The organism is Streptomyces sp. NPDC029138 (assembly GCF_055564375.1).
Window position 1 is genome coordinate 112,244 of the sequence record NZ_JBVHWM010000001.1, and the last position, 21,061, is coordinate 133,304.

At 71.4% G+C, this 21,061-nt stretch carries 23 protein-coding genes and 3 tRNA genes; 17 read left to right on the forward strand and 9 right to left on the reverse strand.

Features of this window, described 5'->3' with window-relative positions; genetic code table 11:
• Positions 1–22 precede the first annotated feature (22 nt).
• Positions 23–2,614, reverse strand: coding sequence for an ATP-binding protein (locus ACZ4WH_RS00575; RefSeq protein ID WP_468174763.1), 2,592 nt, complete (start codon positions 2,612–2,614; stop codon positions 23–25).
• A 357-nt stretch (positions 2,615–2,971) separates the two neighbouring features.
• Between ACZ4WH_RS00575 and ACZ4WH_RS00580 the strand changes: the two genes are divergently transcribed.
• Positions 2,972–3,544: a hypothetical protein gene (locus tag ACZ4WH_RS00580; RefSeq protein WP_468174766.1), complete on the forward strand. Its 573-nt coding sequence runs from the start codon at positions 2,972–2,974 to the stop codon at positions 3,542–3,544.
• 705 nt (positions 3,545–4,249) lie between these two features.
• Here ACZ4WH_RS00580 and ACZ4WH_RS00585 read toward each other — a convergent pair.
• Positions 4,250–4,651, reverse strand: a complete 402-nt coding sequence (locus ACZ4WH_RS00585; RefSeq protein ID WP_468174769.1) for a YccF domain-containing protein — start codon at positions 4,649–4,651, stop codon at positions 4,250–4,252.
• Positions 4,652–4,857: 206 nt separating this feature from the next.
• On the reverse strand, positions 4,858–6,111 hold the full coding sequence (locus tag ACZ4WH_RS00590; RefSeq protein WP_468174772.1) for an APC family permease: 1,254 nt from the start codon (positions 6,109–6,111) through the stop codon (positions 4,858–4,860).
• A 158-nt stretch (positions 6,112–6,269) separates the two neighbouring features.
• Here ACZ4WH_RS00590 and ACZ4WH_RS00595 point away from each other — a divergent pair, with 158 nt between their 5' ends.
• A complete protein-coding gene (locus tag ACZ4WH_RS00595) occupies positions 6,270–6,536 on the forward strand; it encodes a GlsB/YeaQ/YmgE family stress response membrane protein (protein WP_132786990.1) in 267 nt (88 codons plus the stop codon).
• 58 nt (positions 6,537–6,594) lie between these two features.
• Here the strand turns inward: ACZ4WH_RS00595 and ACZ4WH_RS00600 are convergent, their stop codons facing one another.
• Positions 6,595–7,083 (reverse strand): YajQ family cyclic di-GMP-binding protein, encoded by a 489-nt coding sequence (locus ACZ4WH_RS00600; RefSeq protein ID WP_468174776.1) that lies wholly within the window; start codon positions 7,081–7,083, stop codon positions 6,595–6,597.
• Between the two features lie 237 nt (positions 7,084–7,320).
• Between ACZ4WH_RS00600 and ACZ4WH_RS00605 the strand changes: the two genes are divergently transcribed.
• From ACZ4WH_RS00605 to ACZ4WH_RS00620, 4 genes are all read left to right on the forward strand, one after another.
• Positions 7,321–7,402: transfer RNA gene (locus ACZ4WH_RS00605), tRNA-Tyr, on the forward strand.
• A 144-nt stretch (positions 7,403–7,546) separates the two neighbouring features.
• A complete protein-coding gene (locus tag ACZ4WH_RS00610; RefSeq protein ID WP_468174779.1) occupies positions 7,547–7,900 on the forward strand; it encodes a DUF6233 domain-containing protein in 354 nt (117 codons plus the stop codon).
• Between the two features lie 44 nt (positions 7,901–7,944).
• On the forward strand, positions 7,945–8,169 hold the full coding sequence (locus ACZ4WH_RS00615; RefSeq protein ID WP_030747440.1) for a hypothetical protein: 225 nt from the start codon (positions 7,945–7,947) through the stop codon (positions 8,167–8,169).
• 77 nt (positions 8,170–8,246) lie between these two features.
• On the forward strand, positions 8,247–8,459 hold the full coding sequence (locus tag ACZ4WH_RS00620) for a hypothetical protein (protein ID WP_468174783.1): 213 nt from the start codon (positions 8,247–8,249) through the stop codon (positions 8,457–8,459).
• 119 nt (positions 8,460–8,578) lie between these two features.
• Here the strand turns inward: ACZ4WH_RS00620 and ACZ4WH_RS00625 are convergent, their stop codons facing one another.
• Positions 8,579–9,235 (reverse strand): NAD(P)H-binding protein, encoded by a 657-nt coding sequence (locus ACZ4WH_RS00625; protein ID WP_468174786.1) that lies wholly within the window; start codon positions 9,233–9,235, stop codon positions 8,579–8,581.
• Between the two features lie 142 nt (positions 9,236–9,377).
• Positions 9,378–10,643, reverse strand: coding sequence for an amidohydrolase family protein (locus ACZ4WH_RS00630; RefSeq protein ID WP_468174789.1), 1,266 nt, complete (start codon positions 10,641–10,643; stop codon positions 9,378–9,380).
• Positions 10,644–11,024: 381 nt separating this feature from the next.
• Here ACZ4WH_RS00630 and ACZ4WH_RS00635 point away from each other — a divergent pair.
• From ACZ4WH_RS00635 to ACZ4WH_RS00675, 9 genes are all read left to right on the forward strand, one after another.
• A tRNA-Thr gene (locus ACZ4WH_RS00635) sits at positions 11,025–11,097 on the forward strand.
• 46 nt (positions 11,098–11,143) lie between these two features.
• A tRNA-Met gene (locus ACZ4WH_RS00640) sits at positions 11,144–11,216 on the forward strand.
• 90 nt (positions 11,217–11,306) lie between these two features.
• The gene (rpmG, locus tag ACZ4WH_RS00645) at positions 11,307–11,471 is read left to right on the forward strand and encodes a 50S ribosomal protein L33 (RefSeq protein ID WP_003948671.1); all 165 of its coding nucleotides are present in this window, start codon (positions 11,307–11,309) and stop codon (positions 11,469–11,471) included.
• 170 nt (positions 11,472–11,641) lie between these two features.
• Entirely contained in the window at positions 11,642–12,094 is a 453-nt protein-coding gene (locus ACZ4WH_RS00650) for an FAS1-like dehydratase domain-containing protein (protein WP_468174792.1), read from the forward strand.
• Positions 12,095–12,101: 7 nt separating this feature from the next.
• Positions 12,102–12,530, forward strand: coding sequence for a MaoC family dehydratase (locus tag ACZ4WH_RS00655; RefSeq protein WP_468174795.1), 429 nt, complete (start codon positions 12,102–12,104; stop codon positions 12,528–12,530).
• Positions 12,531–12,640: 110 nt separating this feature from the next.
• Positions 12,641–13,210 (forward strand): TetR/AcrR family transcriptional regulator, encoded by a 570-nt coding sequence (locus ACZ4WH_RS00660; RefSeq protein WP_468174798.1) that lies wholly within the window; start codon positions 12,641–12,643, stop codon positions 13,208–13,210.
• A gap of 85 nt (positions 13,211–13,295) precedes the next feature.
• Positions 13,296–14,744: a DHA2 family efflux MFS transporter permease subunit gene (locus ACZ4WH_RS00665; RefSeq protein ID WP_468174801.1), complete on the forward strand. Its 1,449-nt coding sequence runs from the start codon at positions 13,296–13,298 to the stop codon at positions 14,742–14,744.
• Between the two features lie 39 nt (positions 14,745–14,783).
• Positions 14,784–15,164 carry a DUF3291 domain-containing protein gene (locus ACZ4WH_RS00670; protein ID WP_468174804.1) on the forward strand — a complete coding sequence of 127 codons (381 nt, stop codon included), beginning with the start codon at positions 14,784–14,786 and terminating at the stop codon, positions 15,162–15,164.
• A gap of 258 nt (positions 15,165–15,422) precedes the next feature.
• On the forward strand, positions 15,423–16,478 hold the full coding sequence (locus ACZ4WH_RS00675) for a UDP-N-acetylmuramate dehydrogenase (RefSeq protein ID WP_468174807.1): 1,056 nt from the start codon (positions 15,423–15,425) through the stop codon (positions 16,476–16,478).
• A gap of 63 nt (positions 16,479–16,541) precedes the next feature.
• Here ACZ4WH_RS00675 and ACZ4WH_RS00680 read toward each other — a convergent pair whose 3' ends face one another.
• A complete protein-coding gene (locus ACZ4WH_RS00680) occupies positions 16,542–17,174 on the reverse strand; it encodes an NAD(P)-dependent oxidoreductase (RefSeq protein ID WP_468174810.1) in 633 nt (210 codons plus the stop codon).
• Positions 17,175–17,276: 102 nt separating this feature from the next.
• On the opposite strand from ACZ4WH_RS00680, the gene ACZ4WH_RS00685 reads away from it, so the two are divergent.
• Together ACZ4WH_RS00685 and ACZ4WH_RS00690 are read left to right on the forward strand one after the other, a co-directional pair.
• The gene (locus tag ACZ4WH_RS00685; protein WP_468174813.1) at positions 17,277–17,900 is read left to right on the forward strand and encodes a TetR/AcrR family transcriptional regulator; all 624 of its coding nucleotides are present in this window, start codon (positions 17,277–17,279) and stop codon (positions 17,898–17,900) included.
• Between the two features lie 18 nt (positions 17,901–17,918).
• Positions 17,919–18,626, forward strand: a complete 708-nt coding sequence (locus tag ACZ4WH_RS00690) for a hypothetical protein (RefSeq protein ID WP_468174816.1) — start codon at positions 17,919–17,921, stop codon at positions 18,624–18,626.
• On the opposite strand, the gene ACZ4WH_RS00695 is transcribed toward ACZ4WH_RS00690, so the two are convergent.
• On the reverse strand, positions 18,571–19,611 hold the full coding sequence (locus tag ACZ4WH_RS00695; protein WP_468174819.1) for an adenosine deaminase: 1,041 nt from the start codon (positions 19,609–19,611) through the stop codon (positions 18,571–18,573). The genes ACZ4WH_RS00690 and ACZ4WH_RS00695 overlap by 56 nt on opposite strands.
• A gap of 124 nt (positions 19,612–19,735) precedes the next feature.
• The gene (locus ACZ4WH_RS00700; protein WP_468174821.1) at positions 19,736–20,962 is read right to left on the reverse strand and encodes a pyridoxal phosphate-dependent aminotransferase; all 1,227 of its coding nucleotides are present in this window, start codon (positions 20,960–20,962) and stop codon (positions 19,736–19,738) included.
• Positions 20,963–21,061 lie beyond the last annotated feature (99 nt).

Genomic DNA, 21,061 nt, shown 5'->3' on the forward strand with positions numbered 1-21,061 from the left:
GTGACGAATCCGTCGCGGAGCCCTATCCGCGCTCGGGATGGTGGAGCTTGCGGGCGGCTTCGTGACGGGTGTGGACGTCGAGCTTGGTCAGTACGGCGCCCACGTGATGCCCGGCCGTCTTGGGACTGATGTAGAGGCGGGCGGCGATCTCGGCGTCCGAAAGGCCCTCGTCCAGCAGTTTCAGGACGTCCATCTCCCGGTTGGTGAGCCGGTACGGATTGGCTCGGGTGGCCGGCCGCGGCCCTTGCCGGATCGGGCGGACACCGCGCAGACGCATCAAAGAGCGGGTGCGAGCCACGGCCGGGCGGGCGCCGAGAGCCTCGAAGGCGGCCAGGGCCTGGCGCAGCGCGGGCGCGTCGCCGGACAGACGGGCCAGCGCGGCGTCGTACGGGCAGCCGAGCCTGTCCCATCGCGCCGCGGCGCCGGCCCAGTCGCCGGCCAGTTCCAGGGCGTACGGTGCGACCGCCGGGACCCGCGGAGGCTCGCCTCCGGCGCGGCGGATCCAACAGGCCAGGGGACCGGACAGCCAGGGATGGGCACGGTTCGCCAGCGCGGCCAGACCGCGTCGGCCCTCGGTCCGAACCTGCTCCTGATCATCGGCCAGCCAGGCCGCCTCGACCCGGGCCTCCCACCCCAGGCCCGTGTCCAGCAGGCACTCGGAGTCGACCAGGCTCGCCGCTTGTTCCAGCAGCGGCCACACCTCGGGTCCGCCCTGCCGGGCCCGTACCAGGCCCAGCACGGTCAGCGCCAGGGCCCGGGCGACCGGTGGCGAGCCGGGGTGGGACAGGACCTTCTGCGAGACATCGGCGGCCTGCGGCCACATGCCCCGGTGGAGCAGCCCCCAACTGCCCCAGGCCCTCGCACACAGCAGGTAGGCCAGCAGGCCGTGATCGAGGCAGTAGGTCTCCGCTCGGCTCGCGGCCGCGGTCGACCGGGCGGCATCCCGCCGCAACGCGGCCAGCCAGCACATGGCGAGCGTCATCGAGCCGGTGTCCAGCGGCAGCTCCCGCGCCATCGCGTCGGACACCGCCTGCTCGCAGTCCTCCCAGCCGCGCCCGCCGCTCAGCATGCGTGCCGCCGCGGCATGGAAGCGGGCCTGGACCAGCACCCCCGCGTCGCCGGAGCGCTCACCCAGAGCGATCGCCTTCTCGGCGTGGGCGGCGACCACCGCCACGCCCTCATGCTCGTAGCAGGCCAGCTGGCAGAGGTTCAGATACGCCCTCGCCAACTCCCGTCCGGGCGTCAGCTCTTCGAGCACCCGCACGGCGTCCAGACCGGTTCGCCTGGCCTCGGCGGTCCGCCCGGCCGGCCACAACCAGCATGACAGCCAGCGCAGGTCCTCGCCCTCACGCAACCGGTCGCCGAGCGCACGGCGCAGTCTCACCGCGGTACGACGCGAAGCGATCCCCTCGTCGAGCTGGCTGGACAGGAGGCAGGCCTGGGAATGGCCCTCCAGCAGAGAGATCTGTTGCTCGGGCGGCAGGCGGTCGGCGTACCGCAGGGCACGGGTGTACTGGGCGGCGGCCTCCCGGTGTGCGCCCAGCGCGGCGGCGCGGACGGCCGCCGCGGGCGCGTACTCCAACACGGCGGCCGGGTCCCCGGCGCCGTCGGCGTGATCCGCCAGCAGCGGCAGATCATCCGCGGCGACCGGGCCGGACCGCATCGCCGCGAGCACCTGCCGGTGCACCCGCAGACGGTAGGCGGCGGGCACGGCCTCCAGCACCGCCAGCCGGGTCAGCTCATGGCGGAACTCGGTCACCTGTCCGTGGGTTCGCACGATTCCGCAGGCCACGGCCTCGTCGAGCGCCTGCTCCGGGGCCGGCAGGATGCCGGCCAGAAGGGGCAGCGAGACCCGGACCCCCAGGACGGCCAGGACGTCGACCACCCCGCGCGCCGCGGGCGACAGGCCCGACAGGCGGCCGGCGACGGCCTCGCGCACCGTGGCCGGAATGGGTTCGGCAGGGGCGGCCAGGATCTCGGTGACGAGGAACGGGTTGCCGGCGGAGACGTGATACAGCTGCTCGGCGTCCACGGCGTGTCCGGTGGCCAGCCGGGCGACCGCCCGGCGGCTCAGGGGCGCCAGATCATGGCGGTACACCCATGGATAGCCGGCCAGGGTGCCCAGTAAAGCGGTCAGGTCGTGGGTGCGGCCGATCTCGTCGTCGCGGTAGGTGGCCAGCACCAGCGCCGGAACGCTCGGCAGGCGGCGAGCCAGGTAACGCAGCAGGTCCATCGTGGCCTCATCGGCCCAGTGGATGTCCTCGACGACCAGCAGGCTGGGGTAGGCGCTCAGGTCGGCGAGCAGGCAGTCGTAGACCTCGTCGGAACGGCTGGTGCCGGTCAGTGTGCCCGTCAGGGCGGTGCGCACCTCTTCGCCCAAGCGCGGAGCCAAGTCCAGCAGAGGGCCCAGGGGGCGGGGTGTGGCGAGCGGGTCGCACGCGCCGATCACGACCCGGACGTGGGGATCGGCAAGCTGGGCCAGACGGTTGACGACGGCGGTCTTCCCTATCCCGGCCTCGCCGCGCACAAGGGCCAAGCGTCCAGGGCCACTCACGGCTGCCTTCAGGTGACCGGCGAGGTCCCGGAGCACGGCCTCTCGCTCTAGAAGGTCCATCACCAGCCAGTTTCCCCCCGTGGCCGGAGCCGCGCAAAAGATCCAGACCGATCAAGACGCCGGGCCGGTGGGGGCGTGTTGTGGGCTGCCGGGACGGGATGTGGGGTGCGCCGGGGTGTGAGGTGGGGTGTGCGGGGTGGAACTTGGGGCGCTCACCCGATGCGCCCGCCGACTGCGGCTGGGCATGCTGGCCAGAGAGTTTCAGACCCGGGTTTCCGAGTGGCAGTCGCATCCAGAGCCCGACATTCCGTGAAACTCCCAGGAACCGACCTGACGGAGCATTGCCACGGCGAATGCCTTCCGTCAACGAAATGGACTGCGAATCCGCGACGTCCATGTCATCGGAAAGGACACATCATGGCGAACAAGTACGCCAAGCGCGCGGCCCTGATAGCCGCATCGGCAGCCCTGGCCGCAGGAGGCGCCCTGGCGCCGTCGAGCGCCTTCGCCACGCCGGCGCCCACAGGAACGCACGCGATGGCGCCGAGCGACGACGGCGGGAACAACAACAATAACAACAACAACAACGGTAGGGGCGGGAACAACAACAACAACAATAACAACAACAACGGCAGGGGTGGCAACAACAACAATAACAACAACAACAACGGTAGGGGCGGGAACAACAACAACAACAATAACAACAATAACGGCAGGGGTGGCAACAACAACAATAACAACAACAATAACGGCGGAGGCGCGAACAACAACAACAACAATAACAACAACGGTGGGGGCGCGAACAACAACAACAATAACAACAACGGTGGGGGCGCGAACAACAACAACAATAACAACAACAACGGCGGAGGCGCGAACAATAACAATAACAACAACAATAACGGCGGAGGTGCAAACAACAATAACAATAACAACAACAATGGCGGCGGCGGAGGCGCAAACAACAACAATAACAACAACAACGGCTGAACTTGAGGGTCCGGCAGTCGGGTGTCCAAAATTCCCTGGCCGCCGGACTGTCGCGTTCGTGCGTTCTGATGCTCCGTCTGCTCGCGGCTCTCAGGGTGATGGAAATGCGGAAAGCGACCTTGCGCAGGGGCGGTCTTGCAGTGGCGGCGACTTGCTGTATGGCACTCGGCGCATGGGAGGCCGCGGTGAGTGAAGCAAGTGCCTCACCAGCGAAGTCGACGACCGAGTGCTATGCGACTCGGAGCAACCCGAACGATGTCGTGTGCTACCGGAATTCATGGAAGGCCGAGTACAGGCACGGCGAAGTAATCTACGTGCCCATTCTCATTCAGGTACCCAAGCCTTCGTATTCGCTGTCCGTGATTCTCGTTGACAGCCTGAATGACATTCGCCCGAGCAGTGCGACGGGTGCATGAGTGCCGCCCCTAGGTGTCACAGCCGCCGTCCCCCCAGACCTCGTCGCAGCCGCGGCTCAACTGGTGGGAAGACGAGGAGACGTGACCCGAGGCTGCCGCCGAAGCGGTTTCCGCCGCGCCGACCGCGGCACCGCAGGCCATGAGAACGCCGAGTGCCAACACCGCTAAGAGATGCTTGGGCCGCTGTGCAGTCATACGGGCCGGAGAAAACCACCACATAGTTCCATTGTCGGACACCACCAGGATCGAAGCCAGGGCAACCGGCAACCGGCAATGAGGGGGATGGAGGTCAGCGTCCGCCGAATGCCTCGTCCGTGGGCACAACCTCCTGGCCCAGCGGCATGAGCGAGATAGGAATGAGCTTCAGGTTCGCCCAGCCGAAGGGAATCCCGATGATCGACAGGAACAGAGGGATGCTCGTGATCAGGTGGGCCAGCGCAAGCCACCAGCCCGCGAAGACGATCCAGATGACGTTGCCGACGCACGAGGGCGCCCCGGCACCCGGCCGCTGCACAGTGGTACGGCCGAACGGCCAGAGGACGAACCCGGCGATGCGCAGCGACGCGATGCCGAACGGGATGGTGACGATCAGGATGAAGCAGACCAGGGCGGCGATCAGGTAACCGATCGCCATCCAGAGCCCGCAGAAGACGAGCCACAGGATATTCAGCAGCAGGTTGAACACCTTCATGACCGGCACCTCTCCAGGCAGCTCGGTCGGCGTGCCTGCTACCGCCAGTATCAGCGGATCACGCGCTCAGGAGGAACTGGAGCGGCCATGAAGGAATCGAAGGAATCGGCGCCGAGCGCCGGCCGATCCTGGGATGGCGACGGGTCCGCGCTCGCCGGCGCTTGAAGCCGGTGGGCGTGGCGGCCCACGGCGTACGCCGGCGTACGTCACCCCGCGAACCGCCCCGCCCACCACCGCCGTACGCCGTAGGCCGCGACGCCCACCGCGAGCACGCCCGCGCCCACGGCCACCGAGGCCGCGGGCAGCGCGAACGCCAGCGTGGCGCAGCCCAGCAGGCCCACCGCGGGCACCACGCGGGAGCGCGGGGCCGCGTTCAGCGTCCAGGCCGAGGCGTTGGCGACGGCGTAGTAGGCCAGCACGCCGAAGGACGAGAAGCCGATCGCGCCGCGTACGTCCACCGTCGCGGCCAGCACGGCGACCACCGCGCCCACGGCCGACTCCGCCCGGTGCGGCACCCGGAAGCGCGGGTGCACGGCCGCCAGCACGCGCGGCAGGTGCCCGTCCCGGGCCATGGCGAGCGTCGTACGGGACACGCCGAGGATCAGCGCGAGCAGCGAGCCCAGCGCGGCCACCGCCGCCCCGGCCCGCACCACGGGCACGAGCCCCGGCACGCCGGCCGCCCGCACCGCGTCGGCCAGCGGCGCCGCCGCGTGCCCGAGCCGGTCCGCGCCGAGGACGCCGAGCACCGCGACGGCCACGCACGCGTACACCGCGAGAGTGATCCCCAGGGCCAGTGGGATCGCCCGCGGAATCGTGCGCGCCGGATCGCGCACCTCCTCACCGAGGGTGGCGATCCGCGCGTAGCCGGCGAACGCGAAGAACAGCAGCCCGGCCGCCTGGAGCACCCCGCCCGCACCCGTCGACAGGCCGATGTCCAGCCGCCCCGCGTCGGCCCGCCCGGAGGCCAGGCACACCACGACCACAGCCGCGAGAACGGCCAGGACGACGGCCACGATCGCCCGCGTCAGCCACGCCGACTTCTGAATACCGCCGTAGTTCACGGCGGTCAGGGCCACCACCGCCGCGACCGCCACCGCGTGCGCCTGCCCCGGCCACACGTACGCGCCCACGGTGAGTGCCATGGCCGCACAGGAGGCCGTCTTGCCGACCACGAAGGCCCAGCCGGCCAGGTATCCCCAGAACGGGCCCAGTCGTTCCCTGCCGTACACGTACGTCCCGCCGGAGGCCGGGTAGCGGGCGGCGAGCCGGGCCGAGGACATGGCGTTGCAGTAGGCCACCACGGCGGCGAGGGCGAGGCCGGGCAGCAGCCCGGACCCGGCCGCGCGCGCGGCCGGCCCCAGAGCCGAGAAGACACCGGCGCCGATCATCGAGCCCAGGCCGACGACCACGGCGTCCCGCACGCCCAGAGTCCGGCGCAGACCGGCATCGGTACGTGTCATGCGCCGCACCCTACTGATCGCGGCAACCGGCGGGTGGACCCATGACGTCCTCTTCATCGACACGGCACGAACACGCGCGCGACGCACAGCGGGTCCTGGAGTGAGAACTCTCAGGGAGCCGACAGTGCGGACACAGCGCGGAAGGGCAGGTTCACGGCATGAGCATCATCGGTTGGATCATCCTGGGACTGCTGGCCGGAGCCATCGCCAAGGTCCTCCTGCCCGGACGCGACCCCGGCGGCTTCATCGGTACGACCCTCATCGGCATCGCGGGCGCGTTCATCGGGGGCTGGATATCGGCCCGCTGGCTGGACCACCCGATCAGCAAGCACTTCTACGACGGCGCCACCTGGGCCGCGGCCGTCGGCGGCTCCCTGGTGCTGCTGATCGTCTACCGCCTCCTGTTCGGCAACTCACGCGACTGAGCACGCGGGCACGGCAGCACGAAGGGCGGGCACCGGAGGGTGCCCACCCTTCTTCCGCTCACCTGTAGTTCACGAACTGAAGCGCGAAGTCGAAGTCCTTGCCCTTCAGGAGGGCGATGACGGTCTGGAGGTCGTCGCGGCTCTTGGAGCTGACGCGCAGCTCGTCACCCTGGACCTGGGCCTTCACGCCCTTGGGGCCCTCGTCGCGAATGATCTTCGCCACCTTCTTCGCGTTCTCCTGGGAGATGCCCTCCTCGATCGACGCGAAGATCTTGTACTCCTTGCCGGAGAGCTGAGGCTCGCCCGCTTCCAGCGCCTTCAGCGAGATGCCGCGCTTGATGAGCTTCGACTGGAAGACGTCGAGGACAGCCTTCACCCGGTCCTCGGAGTTCGCCTCCATGAGGATCTTTTCACCGGACCACGAGATCGAAGCCCCCACGCCCTTGAAGTCGTAGCGCTGCGAGATCTCCTTGGCGGCCTGGTTGAGGGCGTTGTCGACCTCCTGCCGCTCGACCTTCGAGACGATGTCGAAACTGGAGTCGGCCATGTCCTGTGGCTCCTTGTATCGGGGTGCGTATCGGGTGCGTATCGGGTGCGTGCCGGCGTGCGCGGCGGCGACCGCCGGGCCCGGTGGAGTACCGGGCCGCATCCGCACCAGCCTAGCCACCCCGCGCCCGCCGGGTGGAGATCAATCGGGTGGCGAAGCACCCCCGCGCATCGGGTATTGTTTACGTCGTTGCCGGGGAACACCGCCGAAAGCGGGTTCGAGACGGCAGCACTACCCGGCGGTGTGCCCGAGCGGCCAAAGGGAGCAGACTGTAAATCTGTCGGCTAAGCCTACCCAGGTTCGAATCCTGGCGCCGCCACACGGGAACAAGGCCCTGTGATCTGCGAGAGCAGGTCACAGGGCCTTTGTCGTTGTCGTACGGGTTGTGTGGGGCCGGTGCCGCTCGTGACATCGGAGTACCGCTGGTCGCGCTTCGGTCCCCGACGTCACTAGAATCGAACGTGTGAACGAGGACCGTCCGCTGACGCGTCTCGACATGCTGCGCTTCGCCCGCCGCGTCGTCGAACACCAGGCCGCCAGGCAGCTCGCGCTGATGGACCGGTGGATCGCCGACGAGGAACGGCGGGAGGCCGAACGCCGGCGCCGCCTCGGCGTCCGGCAGGCCGCTGCGGAGTGGGCCATCGAGCGCGGTCTCAACGGCCGGAGCGCGGTGTACGTCCACGTCGGCGGCTGCACGGGCGCCGGCGGGCGGGCCAAGGGCGTCGGCCGGGAGCACGCGGTACGGGCCCTCACCGAAGGAGGTGTCCCCGCATGCCCGCTGTGCCGGCCGGACACCGTGCTGGGGATTCTCGAATGACCGGCCCGGGTGCGGGCCCGACCGGTCCGGATGATGCTGGAGCCATGGCCGGGAAACGTCCCATCATCGTGCACCTGCCGTCCCCGACCGGCGGTCGCCGGGTGCGGGTGGACGGCGAGATCCTCGGCCTCGCGCACAGCGTGCGGGACCTGGTGGAGTTCCTGCGCCGGGCGGGGCTGGAGATCGAACCGGAGGAGGTGGCCGACTCGCCGCTGATCGACTGGCGCGGAGTGGGCCCCGACCGGTGGGAGGCGGAGACCCGGACCTGACCGTGCCGCAGTCCTTGCCCGGGAAGGGCGCGCGGACCGAGGGGTGCGCGGACCGCCCGCTCGGGCACACTGACGGCATGTCCTCCCGACGCAGAACCTGTCCCGTGTGCCACCGCGACATCGCCGTCGTCGCGGGCCGCTTCGCACGGCACGACCCGCCCGGGGCGCGGGGGAACGGGGAACTCGTCTCCTGTGCCGGGTCGCGACAGCCGGCGCAACTCGGGGCGGTCCAGCCGTCCTTGGACGGCTACGTCGTGCCAGACTTCCCCGGGCAGCTGTCACTGTTCTGAGCCCTGACGGACCGACAGCCGGCGGGCGGGGTTTCCCACGGCTCGTCAGCACAGCGCAGCAGGAGGGGTGCCGGGGTGTGGTGGGGCGGGCTCGACCGGTGAACGGCCGGCGGCCCGGCTCAGTTCCCGGCGACCGACTTCACCGCGACCGACACCGGCGTCGAACCGCTGATCAGCTCCAGCGTGAGACCGGTCGTCGCCGGCGTGTCCACCAGCTCCGCGAGGACGGCCGCCACATCGTCCCGGGGGATCGCGCCGCGTCCCGTGTGCGCCTCCAGCCGGACCAGGCCGGTGCCCGCGTCGTCCGTCAGCGAGCCCGGGCGCAGGATCGTCCAGTCCAGCGTTTCCTGCCGGGTGACGTACTCGTCGGCCTCGCCTTTCGCGCGCAGGTACACGTCGAAGACGTCGTCCCCCTGGTGCGCGGGATCCGCGCCCATCGAGGACACCACCACGAAGCGGCGCACGCGCGCGCGTACCGCCGCGTCGGCGAACAGCACCGCCGCGCCCCTGTCCACCGTGTTCTTGCGGGCCGCGCCGCTGCCCGGTCCCGCGCCGGCCGCGAAGACCGCCGCGTCCGCGCCCTGCAAGTGCGCCGCGACCTCCTCCACCGAGGCGGACTCCAGGTCGAGCAGGACCGGCTCGGCACCGGCCGCGCGCAGATCGTCGCCCTGCTCGGCTTTGCGGATGATGCCCGCGACCTCGTCCCCGCGCGCGGAGAGCAGACGCTCCAGCCGCAGCGCGATCTGACCATGACCACCAGCGATGACAATGCGCATGAAACCGACCGTACGCCCGAAGAGCCGCATCCGCCGCACGAGTTAACCGCCACGCCGCAAGCGCGCCGCACTCACGCGCACCACCACGCGCCCGCGCACACGGCGGCGCCCTGCGCGCCCGCTCACCGGCGTGCCACCCCCCTCACGACAGCTCCCCCCGCCCCTGGCGCGGTAGACCCAGTTCCGCCGTTGCCGCCGAGTTGCAGTACTCGCGGACCGCGCTCGTGCGGGCCACCACCCGGCCTCGGTGTACGACGATCCGGCTGTAGGCGAGAGAGAGCGCGCCGGGGAGGTGGTCGCCGCGTACGGCCAGCAGTTCGGCCGGGAAGCCCGCTTCCACGCGGACCTCCGGCAGGCCCAGCACCGCGCGTGCAGAGGCGCAGACGGCGTCGTAGGCGTCCTCGGGGCGCAGGCCGTGGGCGGAGGCGAGGAGGTAGGCGGCCTCCAGCGGGTCGCCACGGCCGACGGGGTTCGAGACGTCACGCAGGGCACCGCTGCCGGCCGCCACCCGCACCCCGGCGGCGCGCAGCAGCCGTACCGGCGCCGTGCCCCGCCGGTCGGTGCCGCCGCAGCCGCCCTGAGGCAGGCACACGACCGTCACGCCGGCCGCCGCGAGCTGGTCGGCGACGCGGGAGGCGGCTGCCACGGGCAGGCGAGCGAGACCGGCGCACGGCCCGATCGTCACGCCGGGGCGCAGGCCCCCCGCCATGGCCGCGAGCCGGGACAGCCGGGCCGGATCGTCGGCGTCCGTGTGCAGGTCCACCGAGCAGCCGTGTTCGGAGGCCACCTCCAGGACCGTCTCCACGTAGCCGGTGGGGTCCGGGTCCAGGTCCGGACAGCCGCCCACCACACAGGCGCCCATCTTCACCGCGTCCCGCAGCATCGCCAGCCCGTCGGCCCCGGCCGCCCCGGTCAGCAGCCGTGGCATCGCCACCGCCGTCAGCTCCGCCAGCCCCCGCAGCGACCGCCGCGCCTGGAGCACCGCGCCCAGCGCGCCGAGCCCCTGGACGTCGCCCACGCGCACGTGCGCGCGTACGGCCGTCGCCCCGTGTCCGAGCTGGAGCAGGGCCGCCTCGGTGGTCCGGCGCTGGACGTCCTCGGGGGCGTACGAGGCCGGGCCGGGGCGTTCGGCGGACAGGGCGGTGTCGCCGTGGGCGTGCGGCTCGGCCGGCGCCGGCAGGAGCAGGTAGCCGCTCAGGTCCACGCGCGTGGCGCCCGTCCGGGCCGGGCCCGGCGCGAGGCTGCCGGTGGTGCCCACGGCCTCGATGCGCCCGCCGCCCAGCCGCACGTCCACGGTCCGGCCGTCGGTGAGCCGCGCCCCGCAGAGCAGGAGCGGCGCCTGGTCGGACGGTCCTGATGACCCCGACGAGTGCGACGGCGGTTGCGGCTGCGGCTGGCTGTCGGGCATCGCGCTCCAGGGTGGGGGCCGGGGGCATGGGGAGTCGGCGTGACGGATTCGGGGCCGTGCGCCGCCCCAAGATCACGCAGAGTGAGTCGAGCCTAGGGTGACGAGCCGCGCGGGACGCGCAGGAGCGCAATAGTCGTACCGGCGTGGTCCGCCCCAGGCGGTACCCGGCGCCGCCCGTGCGCGTGGCCGACACCGCGCCCGGCAACGCGCACGCGCGCGTACGCGGTTCCCCGCATGACGCGCCCACGCGTAGCGCCCCCGATCGGGCCGCGCCTCCCGGGGTTCAAGGGGCTGCCGAGCGGGCTGTGCGGGGAGCCCCGGCGGGCGGCGGGATACGGATTTGGGTGAACGGCGGCGGACCGTGTAATGTCTTCATCGCTCGCCCCAATAGCTCAGTCGGCAGAGCGTCTCCATGGTAAGGAGAAGGTCAACGGTTCGATTCCGTTTTGGGGCTCTGGTGTGAGAGGTTCCCGCCGCGAGGCGGGGGCTGATCTCATCAAAGCGGTGTAGCTCAGTCGGTAGAGCAAGCGGCTCATAATCGCTGTGTCACCGGTTCAAGTCCGGTCACCGCTACTGACAGTAGCCGATTGCGGGGTCGGTCCTTCGATCGGCTACTCTTTCTTGCGTTGAACCAGTCCACCCGTTCGTCTTAGGAGCACTCACGTGGCTGCCACCGACGTCCGCCCGAAGATCACGCTGGCCTGCGTGGAGTGCAAGGAGCGGAACTACATCACCAAGAAGAACCGGCGTAACAACCCGGACCGTCTTGAGATGAAGAAGCACTGCCCGCGTTGCAATGCGCACACCGCGCACCGCGAAACGCGATAAACAGGCTCGTCCGTGAGGCCGTCCCCTTCCGAGGGGGCGGCCTCACGGCGTTTTCCCCGCTCGGCGCCCACCCGCCGCGCCCACCCGCCGTACCCGCCCCCGTGCGCGTTCCGCGGCCGGTTTCCGGCTAATTTGGGGCCAGCACAGCAGACATCAGGAGGTGCCGGGCCATGGCGCTCGACCAGTCCTTCGTGGGACGGACCTACCCGCCCACCGCGCCCTATGAGGTGGGCCGGGAGAAGATCCGCGAGTTCGCCGAGGCGGTGGGCGAGACCAACCCGGTGTACACGGACCCCGAGGCCGCCAAGGCGTTCGGCTACTCGGATGTGATCGCCCCGCCGACCTTCGTGTTCTCCATCACGTTCCGCGCCGCCGGCCAGGTCGTCCAGGACCCGCAGCTGGGGCTGGACTACAGCCGCGTGGTGCACGGCGACCAGAAGTTCGCCTACGCCCGCCCGGTGCGCGCCGGCGACCGGCTCACGGTCACCTCCACGATCGAGGCGATCAAGTCCCTCGCGGGCAACGACATCCTGGACATCCGCGGTGAGGTGCACGACGAGGCCGGCGAGCGCGTCGTGACCGCCTGGACCAAGCTCGTGGCCCGCGCGGCCGAGGAGGCGTGAGGACCCGATGACGGCGAAGATCGCCTACGACGACGTCGAGGTCGGCACCGAGCTGCCGGCGCAGACCTTCCCCGTGACCCGTGCCACGCTCGTGCGCTACGCGGGCGCCTCCGGGGACTTCAACCCGATCCACTGGAACGAGAGGTTCGCCAAGGAGGTGGGCCTGCCGGACGTCATCGCGCACGGCATGTTCACCATGGCCGAGGCGATCCGCGTGGTCACCGACTGGACCGGGGACCCGGGCGCGGTCGTGGAGTACGGCGTCCGCTTCACCAAGCCCGTCGTCGTCCCGAACGACGACCAGGGTGCCCTCATCGAGGTCAGCGGCAAGGTCGGGGCCAAGCTGGACGACAACACCGTACGGGTGGACCTGACGGCGATGAGCGGCGGTCAGAAGGTGCTGGGCATGTCCCGGGCGGTCGTACGGCTCGCCTGACGGCCCATGCGGTGTGTGTAAGGGGCGTCCTCTCTGGTGGGGCGCCCCTTACGTATGGCGCACGAATCCCGCCCTTGCCAAGTTAGTGATTGAGCACTAACTTTGTACGCATGTCCAGGATGAGCGCAGAGGAGCGACGCGAGAGCGTCATCCGTGCCGCGACCGCCGAGTTCGCGCGCGGCGGCTACCACGGCACCTCCACGGAGGCCATCGCCAAGCGGGTCGGTGTCTCGCAGCCGTACCTCTTCCGGCTCTTCCCGGGCAAGAAGGCGATCTTCCTCGCGGCGGCCGAACGCTGCGTGGAGGACACCATCCGGACCTTCGAGGAGGCCTCGGAGGGGCTGCGGGGCGAAGAGGCCCTGCACGCCATGGCGAACGCGTACACCAAGGTCATCACGGAGCGGCCCGAGTGGCTGATGATGCAGATGCAGATGTACGTCGCCGTGGCCGCCGCCGAGCAGGAGGGTGACCGGGAGTTCGGCGAGGGCGTACGGGCCGGCTGGATGCGGCTGTGGGACACCGTGCGGCTGGCGCTGGGTGCGGACGTCGACGGGACGACCACCTTCCTGGCGCACGGGATGCTCATCAACTGCCTGGTGGCCATGGGTTTTCCGCCCGAGCACCGGGTGTGGGAAGGGCTCTATCCGTCGGCCCGGCTCACGGGTCGCCTGGAGGCGTAGGGGCCTGCCCTGTCGTCCTCGGGGGCATTTTTGGGCCCAAGGAAGTTAGTCAGCAATAACTAACTGAAGTTTCTCTGGGGGAGCGATGGCACAGCAGACAGCAATACCCGGCACCGCCCCATCGCGCGGGAGCGTCGTATGGGCCCTCGTGATCACCAGCGTCGCCGGATTCATGGCGGCCCTGGACAACCTCGTCGTCACCACCGCCCTGCCCTCCATCCGCCAGGATCTCGGCGGGGCACTGGACGACCTGGAGTGGACCGTGAGCGCGTACACGCTCACCTTCGCCGTCCTGCTGATGTTCGGCGCCGCGCTCGGTGACCGCTTCGGACGCCGGCGGATGTTCATCGCCGGACTCGCCGTCTTCACCGGCGCCTCCGCCGCCGCGGCCATGGCACCCGGCATCGGCTCCCTGATCGCCGCCCGCGCGGTCCAGGGCGTCGGCGCGGCCGTGATGATGCCGCTCACGCTGACCCTGCTGACGGCGGCCGTGCCGGCGGCCAGGCGCGGCATGGTGTACGGCATCTGGGGCGCCGTCAACGGACTCGCCGTCGCTTCCGGGCCGCTGATCGGCGGCAGCCTCACCGAGCACGTCTCCTGGCACTGGATCTTCTGGCTGAACGTCCCGCTGGGCCTCGCCGCGCTGCCGCTCGCCCGGCTGCGCCTCGCCGAGTCCCACGGCACCGGCGCCCGGCTCGACCTTCCCGGCACGCTGCTCGCCAGCAGCGGGCTCTTCGGGATCGTGTACGGCCTGGTCCGCGGGCCCGCCGACGGCTGGACCCACTCCGTGGTGCTGACCGCGCTGAGCGCGGGCGGAGCGCTGCTGGCGGGCTTCGTCGGCTACAGCTCCCGCGCGGCGCACCCCATGCTGCCCATGCGGCTGTTCCGCTCCCGGGCGTTCTCCGGGATCAACGCCGCCAGCCTGCTGATGTTCGTCGGGATGTTCGGCTCGATCTTCCTGCTCAGCCAGTACATGCAGGGCGTCCTCGGCTACTCGCCCACCGAGGCGGGCCTCAGGATGCTCCCGTGGACCGGCATGCCGATGCTCGTCGCGCCCATCGCCGGCCTCCTCTCCGACCGGGTCGGCGGCCGGCCGGTCGTCGCCGCGGGCCTGTTCCTCCAGGCCGCCGGGCTCGGCTACATGGCCTGGGTGGTCACCACGGACGCCTCCTACGCCGTCCAGCTGCCCGCCCTCGTCATCAGCGGCGTCGGCATGGCCCTGTTCTTCGCACCGGCCGCCAGCCTGGTGATGGCGAGCGTCCGCCCGCAGGAGCAGGGGATCGCCTCCGGCGCGAACAACGCGCTGCGCGAGGTGGGCGGCGCGCTCGGCATCGCGGTGATGTCGTCGATCTTCTCGGCGCAGGGCGGTTACGAGTCCGCGCGGAGCTTCGTGGACGGTCTGCGGCCGGCCCTGGTCACCGGCTCGGCGGTGGTCGCCCTCGCCGCGGTCGCGGCCCTGGTGATCCCCGGCCGCCGGAGCGCCCCCGCAGCCGGGGAGGCGTCCGCACCGGTCCTCGTGACCGCCTCCCGCTGACCCCGCCCACCCCGCCCCCCCCCGCCCAAGGAGCCCGCGATGCCCACCCTTCCGTGGACCGTGCCGAACACCCCGCCGGCCGGCGCCGAGGCCCACGTCTTCGCCTCGCGCTTCGAGACCCGCACCCTGTGGGGTGCCCTCCGCTTCCTCGTCCGCACACCGGCCGTCTGGCGGCAGGTCGGCCGCGCGCCCGGCGCGTACGGGGCCACGCTCAGGGCGCAGCCCCTGCGGCGGACCTTCTGGACTCTGTCCGCCTGGGAGTCGGCAGCCGCGCTCAAGGAGTTCGCCCGCTCCGGAGCCCACCGGCCGACGTCCCGCGCGCTGGCGGCCCAGATGCGTGACGTCCGGTTCGCCACCTGGCAGACCACCGCCGGCCAACTCCCGGTGAGCTGGGAGGAAGCGATGCGGCACCTGACGTAGCCGCCGCCGGGACAGCACCGCGCCCGCGCGCGTGGACCTCCCTACGGCCCGTAGGGAGGTCCACGCGCGCGTGCGCTGTTGTCTCGGGCGGAAAGAATGGGTGTGCAGGAGAATGGGTGTGCAGGCGACACCCGCCCCGTCGGCAACACTCCTGTCGGCACGGGGCCCGTCGACGTGTCTCGTAGTCTTGGGCCCGTGCAGGTACTCCACGACCCTGTCGGCACGGGGCCCGTCGACGTGTCTCGTAGTCTTGGGCCCGTGCAGGTACTCCACGACGCCCCCCTTGCCCCGCTGACCACCTTCCGGCTGGGTGGTCCCGCGACGCGGCTGGTGACCGCCGCTACCGACGCCGAGGTGATCGCCGCCGTCCGCGAGGCCGACGACAGCGGTACCCCGCTGCTGGTCATCGGCGGCGGATCGAACCTGGTCATCGGCGACAAGGGCTTCGACGGCACCGCGCTGCGCATCGCCACGCGCGGGGTCGAACTGCGCGGCACCACCGTGGAGCTGGCGGCCGGCGAGGTGTGGACCGACGCCGTCGCCCGCACCGTCGAGGCCGGGCTCGCCGGGATCGAGTGCCTGGCCGGCATCCCCGGATCGGCGGGCGCCACGCCGATCCAGAACGTGGGCGCCTACGGCCAGGAGGTCTCCTCGACGATCACCGAGGTGATCGCGTACGACCGGCGGGCCGGCGAGACCGTCACGCTGACGAACGAGGAGTGCGCCTTCTCGTACCGCCACAGCCGCTTCAAGGCCGACCCCGAGCGCTATGTCGTGCTCCGCGTCCGCTTCGAACTGGAGGACGCGGGCGGGCTGTCCGCGCCGGTCAAGTACGCCGAGGCGGCCCGCGCGCTCGGTGTGGAGCCGGGGGACCGGGTGCCGCTGGCCGCCGCCCGGGAGACCGTGCTGAAGCTGCGCGCCGGCAAGGGCATGGTCCTGGACCCCGAGGACCACGACACCTGGTCGGCCGGCTCCTTCTTCACCAACCCGATCCTCACCGAGGAGCAGTTCGCAGTGTTCCACGCGCGCGTGCGCGAGCGGCTGGGCGAGGGCGTCGAGCCGCCCGCCTACCCGGCGGGGGAGGGCCGTACGAAGACCTCGGCGGCCTGGCTGATCGACAAGGCGGGCTTCACCAAGGGCTACGGCAGCGGCCCGGCCCGCATCTCCACCAAGCACACCCTCGCGCTCACCAACCGGGGCGGCGCCACCACGGAGGATCTGCTCGCCCTGGCCCGCGAGGTGGTCGCCGGTGTCCGCGACGCCTTCGGGATCACCCTGGTCAACGAGCCGGTGACCGTCGGCGTCAGCCTCTAGCGGCACCCGAGCGGCACCCGAGCGGCACGAAGCCGCATCGGAGCGGCTCCCGGCAGGGCCGACTCAGTAAGCCACCCCCACCCCCTGCTTCAGGGTCTCGCGCGCGTCGATCATCGACAGCATCGCGTGCGCGACGTCCGCGCGCGCGATGAAGCGGCCCTTGGGCGGGAAGCCGCCGACGACGGTGCGGTAGCGGCCGGTGAGCGGCTTGTCCTGGAGCCGTGGCGGGCGTACGGACGTCCAGTCCGTGCCGCTGCGGGCCAGCTCGGCCTCCATCTCGCGCAGGTCGGCGTAGACGTCCTTCAGGATCGCCGACACCAGGCCCCGCATCCCGCGGTCCAGGGGGCCGTCGTCCACCGGGGCGGGGCCGACCGGACCGGCGCTGACCACCAGCAGCCGGCGTACGCCCTCCGCCTCCATGGCGCCCAGCACCGTACGGGTCAGCCGGGCGGCCACCCCGGCGTCCTTGCGGCTGCGCGCGCCCAGGCCCGACAGGACGGCGTCCCGGCCCCGGACGGCGGGCCTCAGCTCCTCCGGGCCGGCCAGGCCACTGCGGACGACCTCCAGCCGGTCGCCGGTGACAGCGAGCCGGGCCGGGTCCCGTACCACCGCCGTGACCTCGTGACCGGCGTTCAGGGCCTGGCGGACCAGCTCCCGGCCGATCCCTCCCGTGGCGCCGAAAACAGTGAGCTTCATGCCGACCTTCCCCCTGCGATGGGTGGGTGAGTACTTACTCACCGCGTGTCGTTCTAGAGTGGGTAAACGCTCACCCACCCGTCAAGCCCCGATCGGAGCCCCATGGAGACGAAGCCGGCGCGTGTCCGCATCCTCGACGCGGCCCACGAGCTGATGCTCACCGTCGGACTCGCCCGCGCCACCACCAAGGAGATCGCCCGCGCGGCCGGCTGCTCCGAAGCGGCCCTCTACAAGTACTTCGACAGCAAGGAAGAGCTGTTCGTACGGGTCCTCACCGAGCGCCTGCCCCGCCTCACCCCGCTGCTCAGCGGCCTCGCCGCCGAACCGGGCCGGGGCACGCTCGCGGAGAACCTCACCGAGATCGCCCGCCAGGCCGCCCTCTTCTACGAGCAGAGCTTCCCGATCGCCGCGTCCCTCTACGCCGAGACCCAGCTCAAGCGCCGCCACGACGAGGCCCTGCGCGCGATCGGCTCCGGCCCGCACGTGCCCATCCAGGGCCTGGACGCCTACCTCCGCGCCGAACAGGCCGCCGGCCGGGTCCGCGCCGACGCCGACACCTACGCCGCCGCCTCCCTCCTCCTCGGCGCCTGCGCCCAGCGCGCCTTCGCCTACGACGCCACCGAGACCGGCGAACGCCCGCCCGTGGACACGTTCGCCACCCGCCTCGCGCGCACCCTGCTGGGCGGAATCTCCGTTGCGGACACGCCCGGAGACCCGCGACCCTGACGCCATGAGGCAACGCACATGCGGCTGAGGCTGCGTGAGTTCCGGCCCCGCACCGGGCCGCACGAGCACCGGATCGTCCAGCCCCGGCACACGCTGCGCCACACCTCGCTGCGCGCCCCCGACCCCGTCGGCCTGCTGCTCGGCGACCACGACGGGCTGAACCGGCTCGCCGGCCTCTTCTCCTTCGCCGCCTGCTCCCGGCGCACGATCGTCCATGTGCCGCTGCGCGACGGCGTCCCGCCCGACGAGGGCGTCGGCGAGCTGGTCGACCTCGTCCTCGCTCACGAAAGCCTCGGCCTGCGCCCCAGCCAGTGGCCCGACCTACGCCGCCGACTACGCCAGGGGACCCCGCTCACCGTCCGCACCGACGAGGCGCGCACCGCGCGGGACGCCGCCGCGTGGAGCGAGCGCCGGGACCGGGCAGGCTTCCGGAGCGGCCTGCGGCACACCACGCACGCGCGTACCTTCTTCCTCTTCGGCAACCGGGAGGTGTTCGCCGAGACGGCCACCTGTTTCGCGGACGCGGCGGGCCGGGGGCCGTATCAGGACCGGGTCGGCGAAGGGCGTATGGCCTACCTGGGGTCGTTCCTGCCCCTGGTCGACGCACCCGGCGGCGGGCACCCCGTCGAGGTGATGATCTGCTTCAAGCCCTATCCGCCGTACGCCCACTTCAGGCCGCCGGGCGCGCCAGCCAGTCGTCCACGCCGGCCAGCAGCCGCGCCTTGACCTCCCGCGGGGCGGCCGAACCGCGCACCGACTGCCGGGCCAGCTCCGCCAGCTCGGCGTCCGTGAAGCCGTGGGAGTGCCGGGCGAGTTCGTACTGCGCGGTCAGCCGGGAGCCGAACAGCAGCGGGTCGTCGGCGCCCAGCGCCATCGGGACGCCCGCCTCGAAGAGCGTGCGCAGCGGCACGTCCTCCGGTTTCTCGTACACGCCGAGCGCCACGTTCGACGCCGGGCACACCTCGCAGGTCACGCCCCGGTCGGCCAGCCGCTTCAGCAGCCGCGGGTCCTCGGCCGCCCGCACGCCGTGCCCGATCCGCGTGGCGTGCAGATCGTCCAGGCAGTCCCGGACCGACGCGGGGCCGGTCAGCTCGCCGCCGTGCGGAGCCGAGAGCAGACCGCCCTCCCGCGCGATGTGGAAGGCCCGGTCGAAGTCCCGGGCCATGCCCCGCCGCTCGTCGTTGGAGAGCCCGAAGCCGACCACGCCCCGGTCCGCGTAGCGCACCGCCAGCCGGGCCAGCGTGCGCGCGTCCAGCGGGTGCTTCATCCGGTTCGCGGCCACCAGCACCCGCATGCCGAGCCCGGTCTCCCGCGAGGTGGTGTCCACCGCGTCCAGGATGATCTCCAGAGCCGGGATCAGACCGCCCAGCCGGGGCGCGTACGACGTCGGGTCCACCTGGATCTCCAGCCAGCCCGAGCCGTCCCTCAGGTCCTCCTCGGCGGCCTCCCGGACCAGGCGCCGGATGTCCTCCGGCTCGCGCAGACAGGAGCGCGCGGCGTCGTACAGCCGCTGGAAACGGAACCAGCCCCGCTCGTCCGTGGCCCGGAGCCTCGGCGGTTCCCCGCTGGTCAGCGCCTCCGTCAGCGCGTCGGGCAGGTGGACGCCGTACTTGTCGGCCAGCTCCAGGACGGTGCCCGGTCGCATCGAGCCGGTGAAGTGCAGGTGCAGATGGGCTTTCGGCAGCTCAGAGAGATCACGTACACGCTCCATTCCCAGATCCTGCCGTACGTCCCCGCCGTCCCGGTAGCCGTTTCCCCGTACGTGGTCTTGCTCGCACAAACGAACAGGGGCACCTACGAAAGTCCGTAGGTGCCCCTGTCCAGAAATGGATGACTCAGTCCCTGGCCTCCGCCAGCAGCTTCTGGATGCGGCTCACGCCCTCGACGAGGTCCTCGTCACCGAGCGCGTACGACAGCCGCAGGTAGCCCGGTGTGCCGAAGGCCTCGCCCGGGACGACCGCGACCTCGGCCTCCTCCAGGATCAGCGCGGCCAGCTCGACGGTGTCCTGCGGGCGCTTGCCGCGGATCTCCTTGCCGAGCAGCGCCTTGACCGACGGGTAGGCGTAGAAGGCGCCCTCGGGCTCGGGGCAGAACACGCCGTCGATCTCGTTGAGCATCCGGACGATGGTCTTGCGGCGCCGGTCGAAGGCCTCGCGCATCTTCGCCACGGCCTCCAGACCGCCGGAGACGGCGGCCAGCGCGGCCACCTGGGCGACGTTGGAGACGTTCGACGTGGCGTGCGACTGGAGGTTCGTCGCGGCCTTGACCACGTCCTTCGGGCCGATGACCCAGCCCACGCGCCAGCCGGTCATGGCGTACGTCTTCGCCACACCGTTGACGACGACGCACTTGTCGCGCAGCTCGGGCAGGAGCGCCGGCAGGGACACGGCGGCGGCCTCGCCGTAGACCAGGTGCTCGTAGATCTCGTCGGTGAGCACCCACAGGCCGTGCTCGACGGCCCAGCGGCCGATCGCCTCGGTCTCGGCCTCGGAGTACACCGCGCCGGTCGGGTTGGACGGGGAGACGAAGAGCACGACCTTCGTCTTCTCCGTGCGTGCCGCCTCCAGCTGCTCGACCGAGACCCGGTAGCCGGTCGTCTCGTCGGCGACGACCTCGACCGGGACACCGCCGGCCAGGCGGATGGACTCGGGGTAGGTCGTCCAGTACGGCGCGGGGACGATGACCTCGTCGCCCGGGTCGAGGATCGCCGCGAACGCCTCGTAGATGGCCTGCTTGCCGCCGTTGGTGACCAGGATCTGCGAGACGTCGGGCTCCCAGCCGGAGTCGCGCAGCGTCTTCGCCGCGATGGCGGCCTTCAGCTCGGGCAGGCCGCCGGCCGGGGTGTAGCGGTGGTACTTCGGGTTCTTGCAGGCCTCGACGGCCGCCTCGACGATGTAGTCCGGGGTCGGGAAGTCGGGCTCACCGGCGCCGAAGCCGATCACCGGACGCCCGGCGGCCTTGAGGGCCTTGGCCTTGGCGTCCACGGCGAGGGTGGCGGACTCGGAGATCGCGCCGACTCGGGCGGAGACCCGGCGCTCGGTGGGAGGGATTGCAGCGCTCATGCGGCCCATCGTTCCAGACCGGAAACGCCCCCGGCACACGGGTTTCACAGACTGAACAGGAAGGGTCGAGGCGTGAACACGGGTCCGAATCCGGGCCCC

What these genes read in the sequence shown, in the direction of transcription:
- ACZ4WH_RS00575 (WP_468174763.1), bottom strand. Translation starts at nt 2,614, where the DNA reads ATGGACCTTCTAGAGCGAGAGGCCGTGCTCCGGGACCTCGCCGGTCAC.
- ACZ4WH_RS00580 (WP_468174766.1), top strand. Translation starts at nt 2,972, where the DNA reads ATGGCGAACAAGTACGCCAAGCGCGCGGCCCTGATAGCCGCATCGGCA.
- ACZ4WH_RS00585 (WP_468174769.1), bottom strand. Translation starts at nt 4,651, where the DNA reads ATGAAGGTGTTCAACCTGCTGCTGAATATCCTGTGGCTCGTCTTCTGC.
- ACZ4WH_RS00590 (WP_468174772.1), bottom strand. Translation starts at nt 6,111, where the DNA reads ATGACACGTACCGATGCCGGTCTGCGCCGGACTCTGGGCGTGCGGGAC.
- ACZ4WH_RS00595 (WP_132786990.1), top strand. Translation starts at nt 6,270, where the DNA reads ATGAGCATCATCGGTTGGATCATCCTGGGACTGCTGGCCGGAGCCATC.
- ACZ4WH_RS00600 (WP_468174776.1), bottom strand. Translation starts at nt 7,083, where the DNA reads ATGGCCGACTCCAGTTTCGACATCGTCTCGAAGGTCGAGCGGCAGGAG.
- ACZ4WH_RS00615 (WP_030747440.1), top strand. Translation starts at nt 7,945, where the DNA reads ATGGCCGGGAAACGTCCCATCATCGTGCACCTGCCGTCCCCGACCGGC.
- ACZ4WH_RS00620 (WP_468174783.1), top strand. Translation starts at nt 8,247, where the DNA reads ATGTCCTCCCGACGCAGAACCTGTCCCGTGTGCCACCGCGACATCGCC.
- ACZ4WH_RS00625 (WP_468174786.1), bottom strand. Translation starts at nt 9,235, where the DNA reads ATGCGCATTGTCATCGCTGGTGGTCATGGTCAGATCGCGCTGCGGCTG.
- ACZ4WH_RS00630 (WP_468174789.1), bottom strand. Translation starts at nt 10,643, where the DNA reads ATGCCCGACAGCCAGCCGCAGCCGCAACCGCCGTCGCACTCGTCGGGG.
- ACZ4WH_RS00650 (WP_468174792.1), top strand. Translation starts at nt 11,642, where the DNA reads ATGGCGCTCGACCAGTCCTTCGTGGGACGGACCTACCCGCCCACCGCG.
- ACZ4WH_RS00655 (WP_468174795.1), top strand. Translation starts at nt 12,102, where the DNA reads ATGACGGCGAAGATCGCCTACGACGACGTCGAGGTCGGCACCGAGCTG.
- ACZ4WH_RS00660 (WP_468174798.1), top strand. Translation starts at nt 12,641, where the DNA reads ATGTCCAGGATGAGCGCAGAGGAGCGACGCGAGAGCGTCATCCGTGCC.
- ACZ4WH_RS00665 (WP_468174801.1), top strand. Translation starts at nt 13,296, where the DNA reads ATGGCACAGCAGACAGCAATACCCGGCACCGCCCCATCGCGCGGGAGC.
- ACZ4WH_RS00670 (WP_468174804.1), top strand. Translation starts at nt 14,784, where the DNA reads ATGCCCACCCTTCCGTGGACCGTGCCGAACACCCCGCCGGCCGGCGCC.
- ACZ4WH_RS00680 (WP_468174810.1), bottom strand. Translation starts at nt 17,174, where the DNA reads ATGAAGCTCACTGTTTTCGGCGCCACGGGAGGGATCGGCCGGGAGCTG.
- ACZ4WH_RS00685 (WP_468174813.1), top strand. Translation starts at nt 17,277, where the DNA reads ATGGAGACGAAGCCGGCGCGTGTCCGCATCCTCGACGCGGCCCACGAG.
- ACZ4WH_RS00690 (WP_468174816.1), top strand. Translation starts at nt 17,919, where the DNA reads ATGCGGCTGAGGCTGCGTGAGTTCCGGCCCCGCACCGGGCCGCACGAG.
- ACZ4WH_RS00695 (WP_468174819.1), bottom strand. Translation starts at nt 19,611, where the DNA reads ATGGAGCGTGTACGTGATCTCTCTGAGCTGCCGAAAGCCCATCTGCAC.
- ACZ4WH_RS00700 (WP_468174821.1), bottom strand. Translation starts at nt 20,962, where the DNA reads ATGAGCGCTGCAATCCCTCCCACCGAGCGCCGGGTCTCCGCCCGAGTC.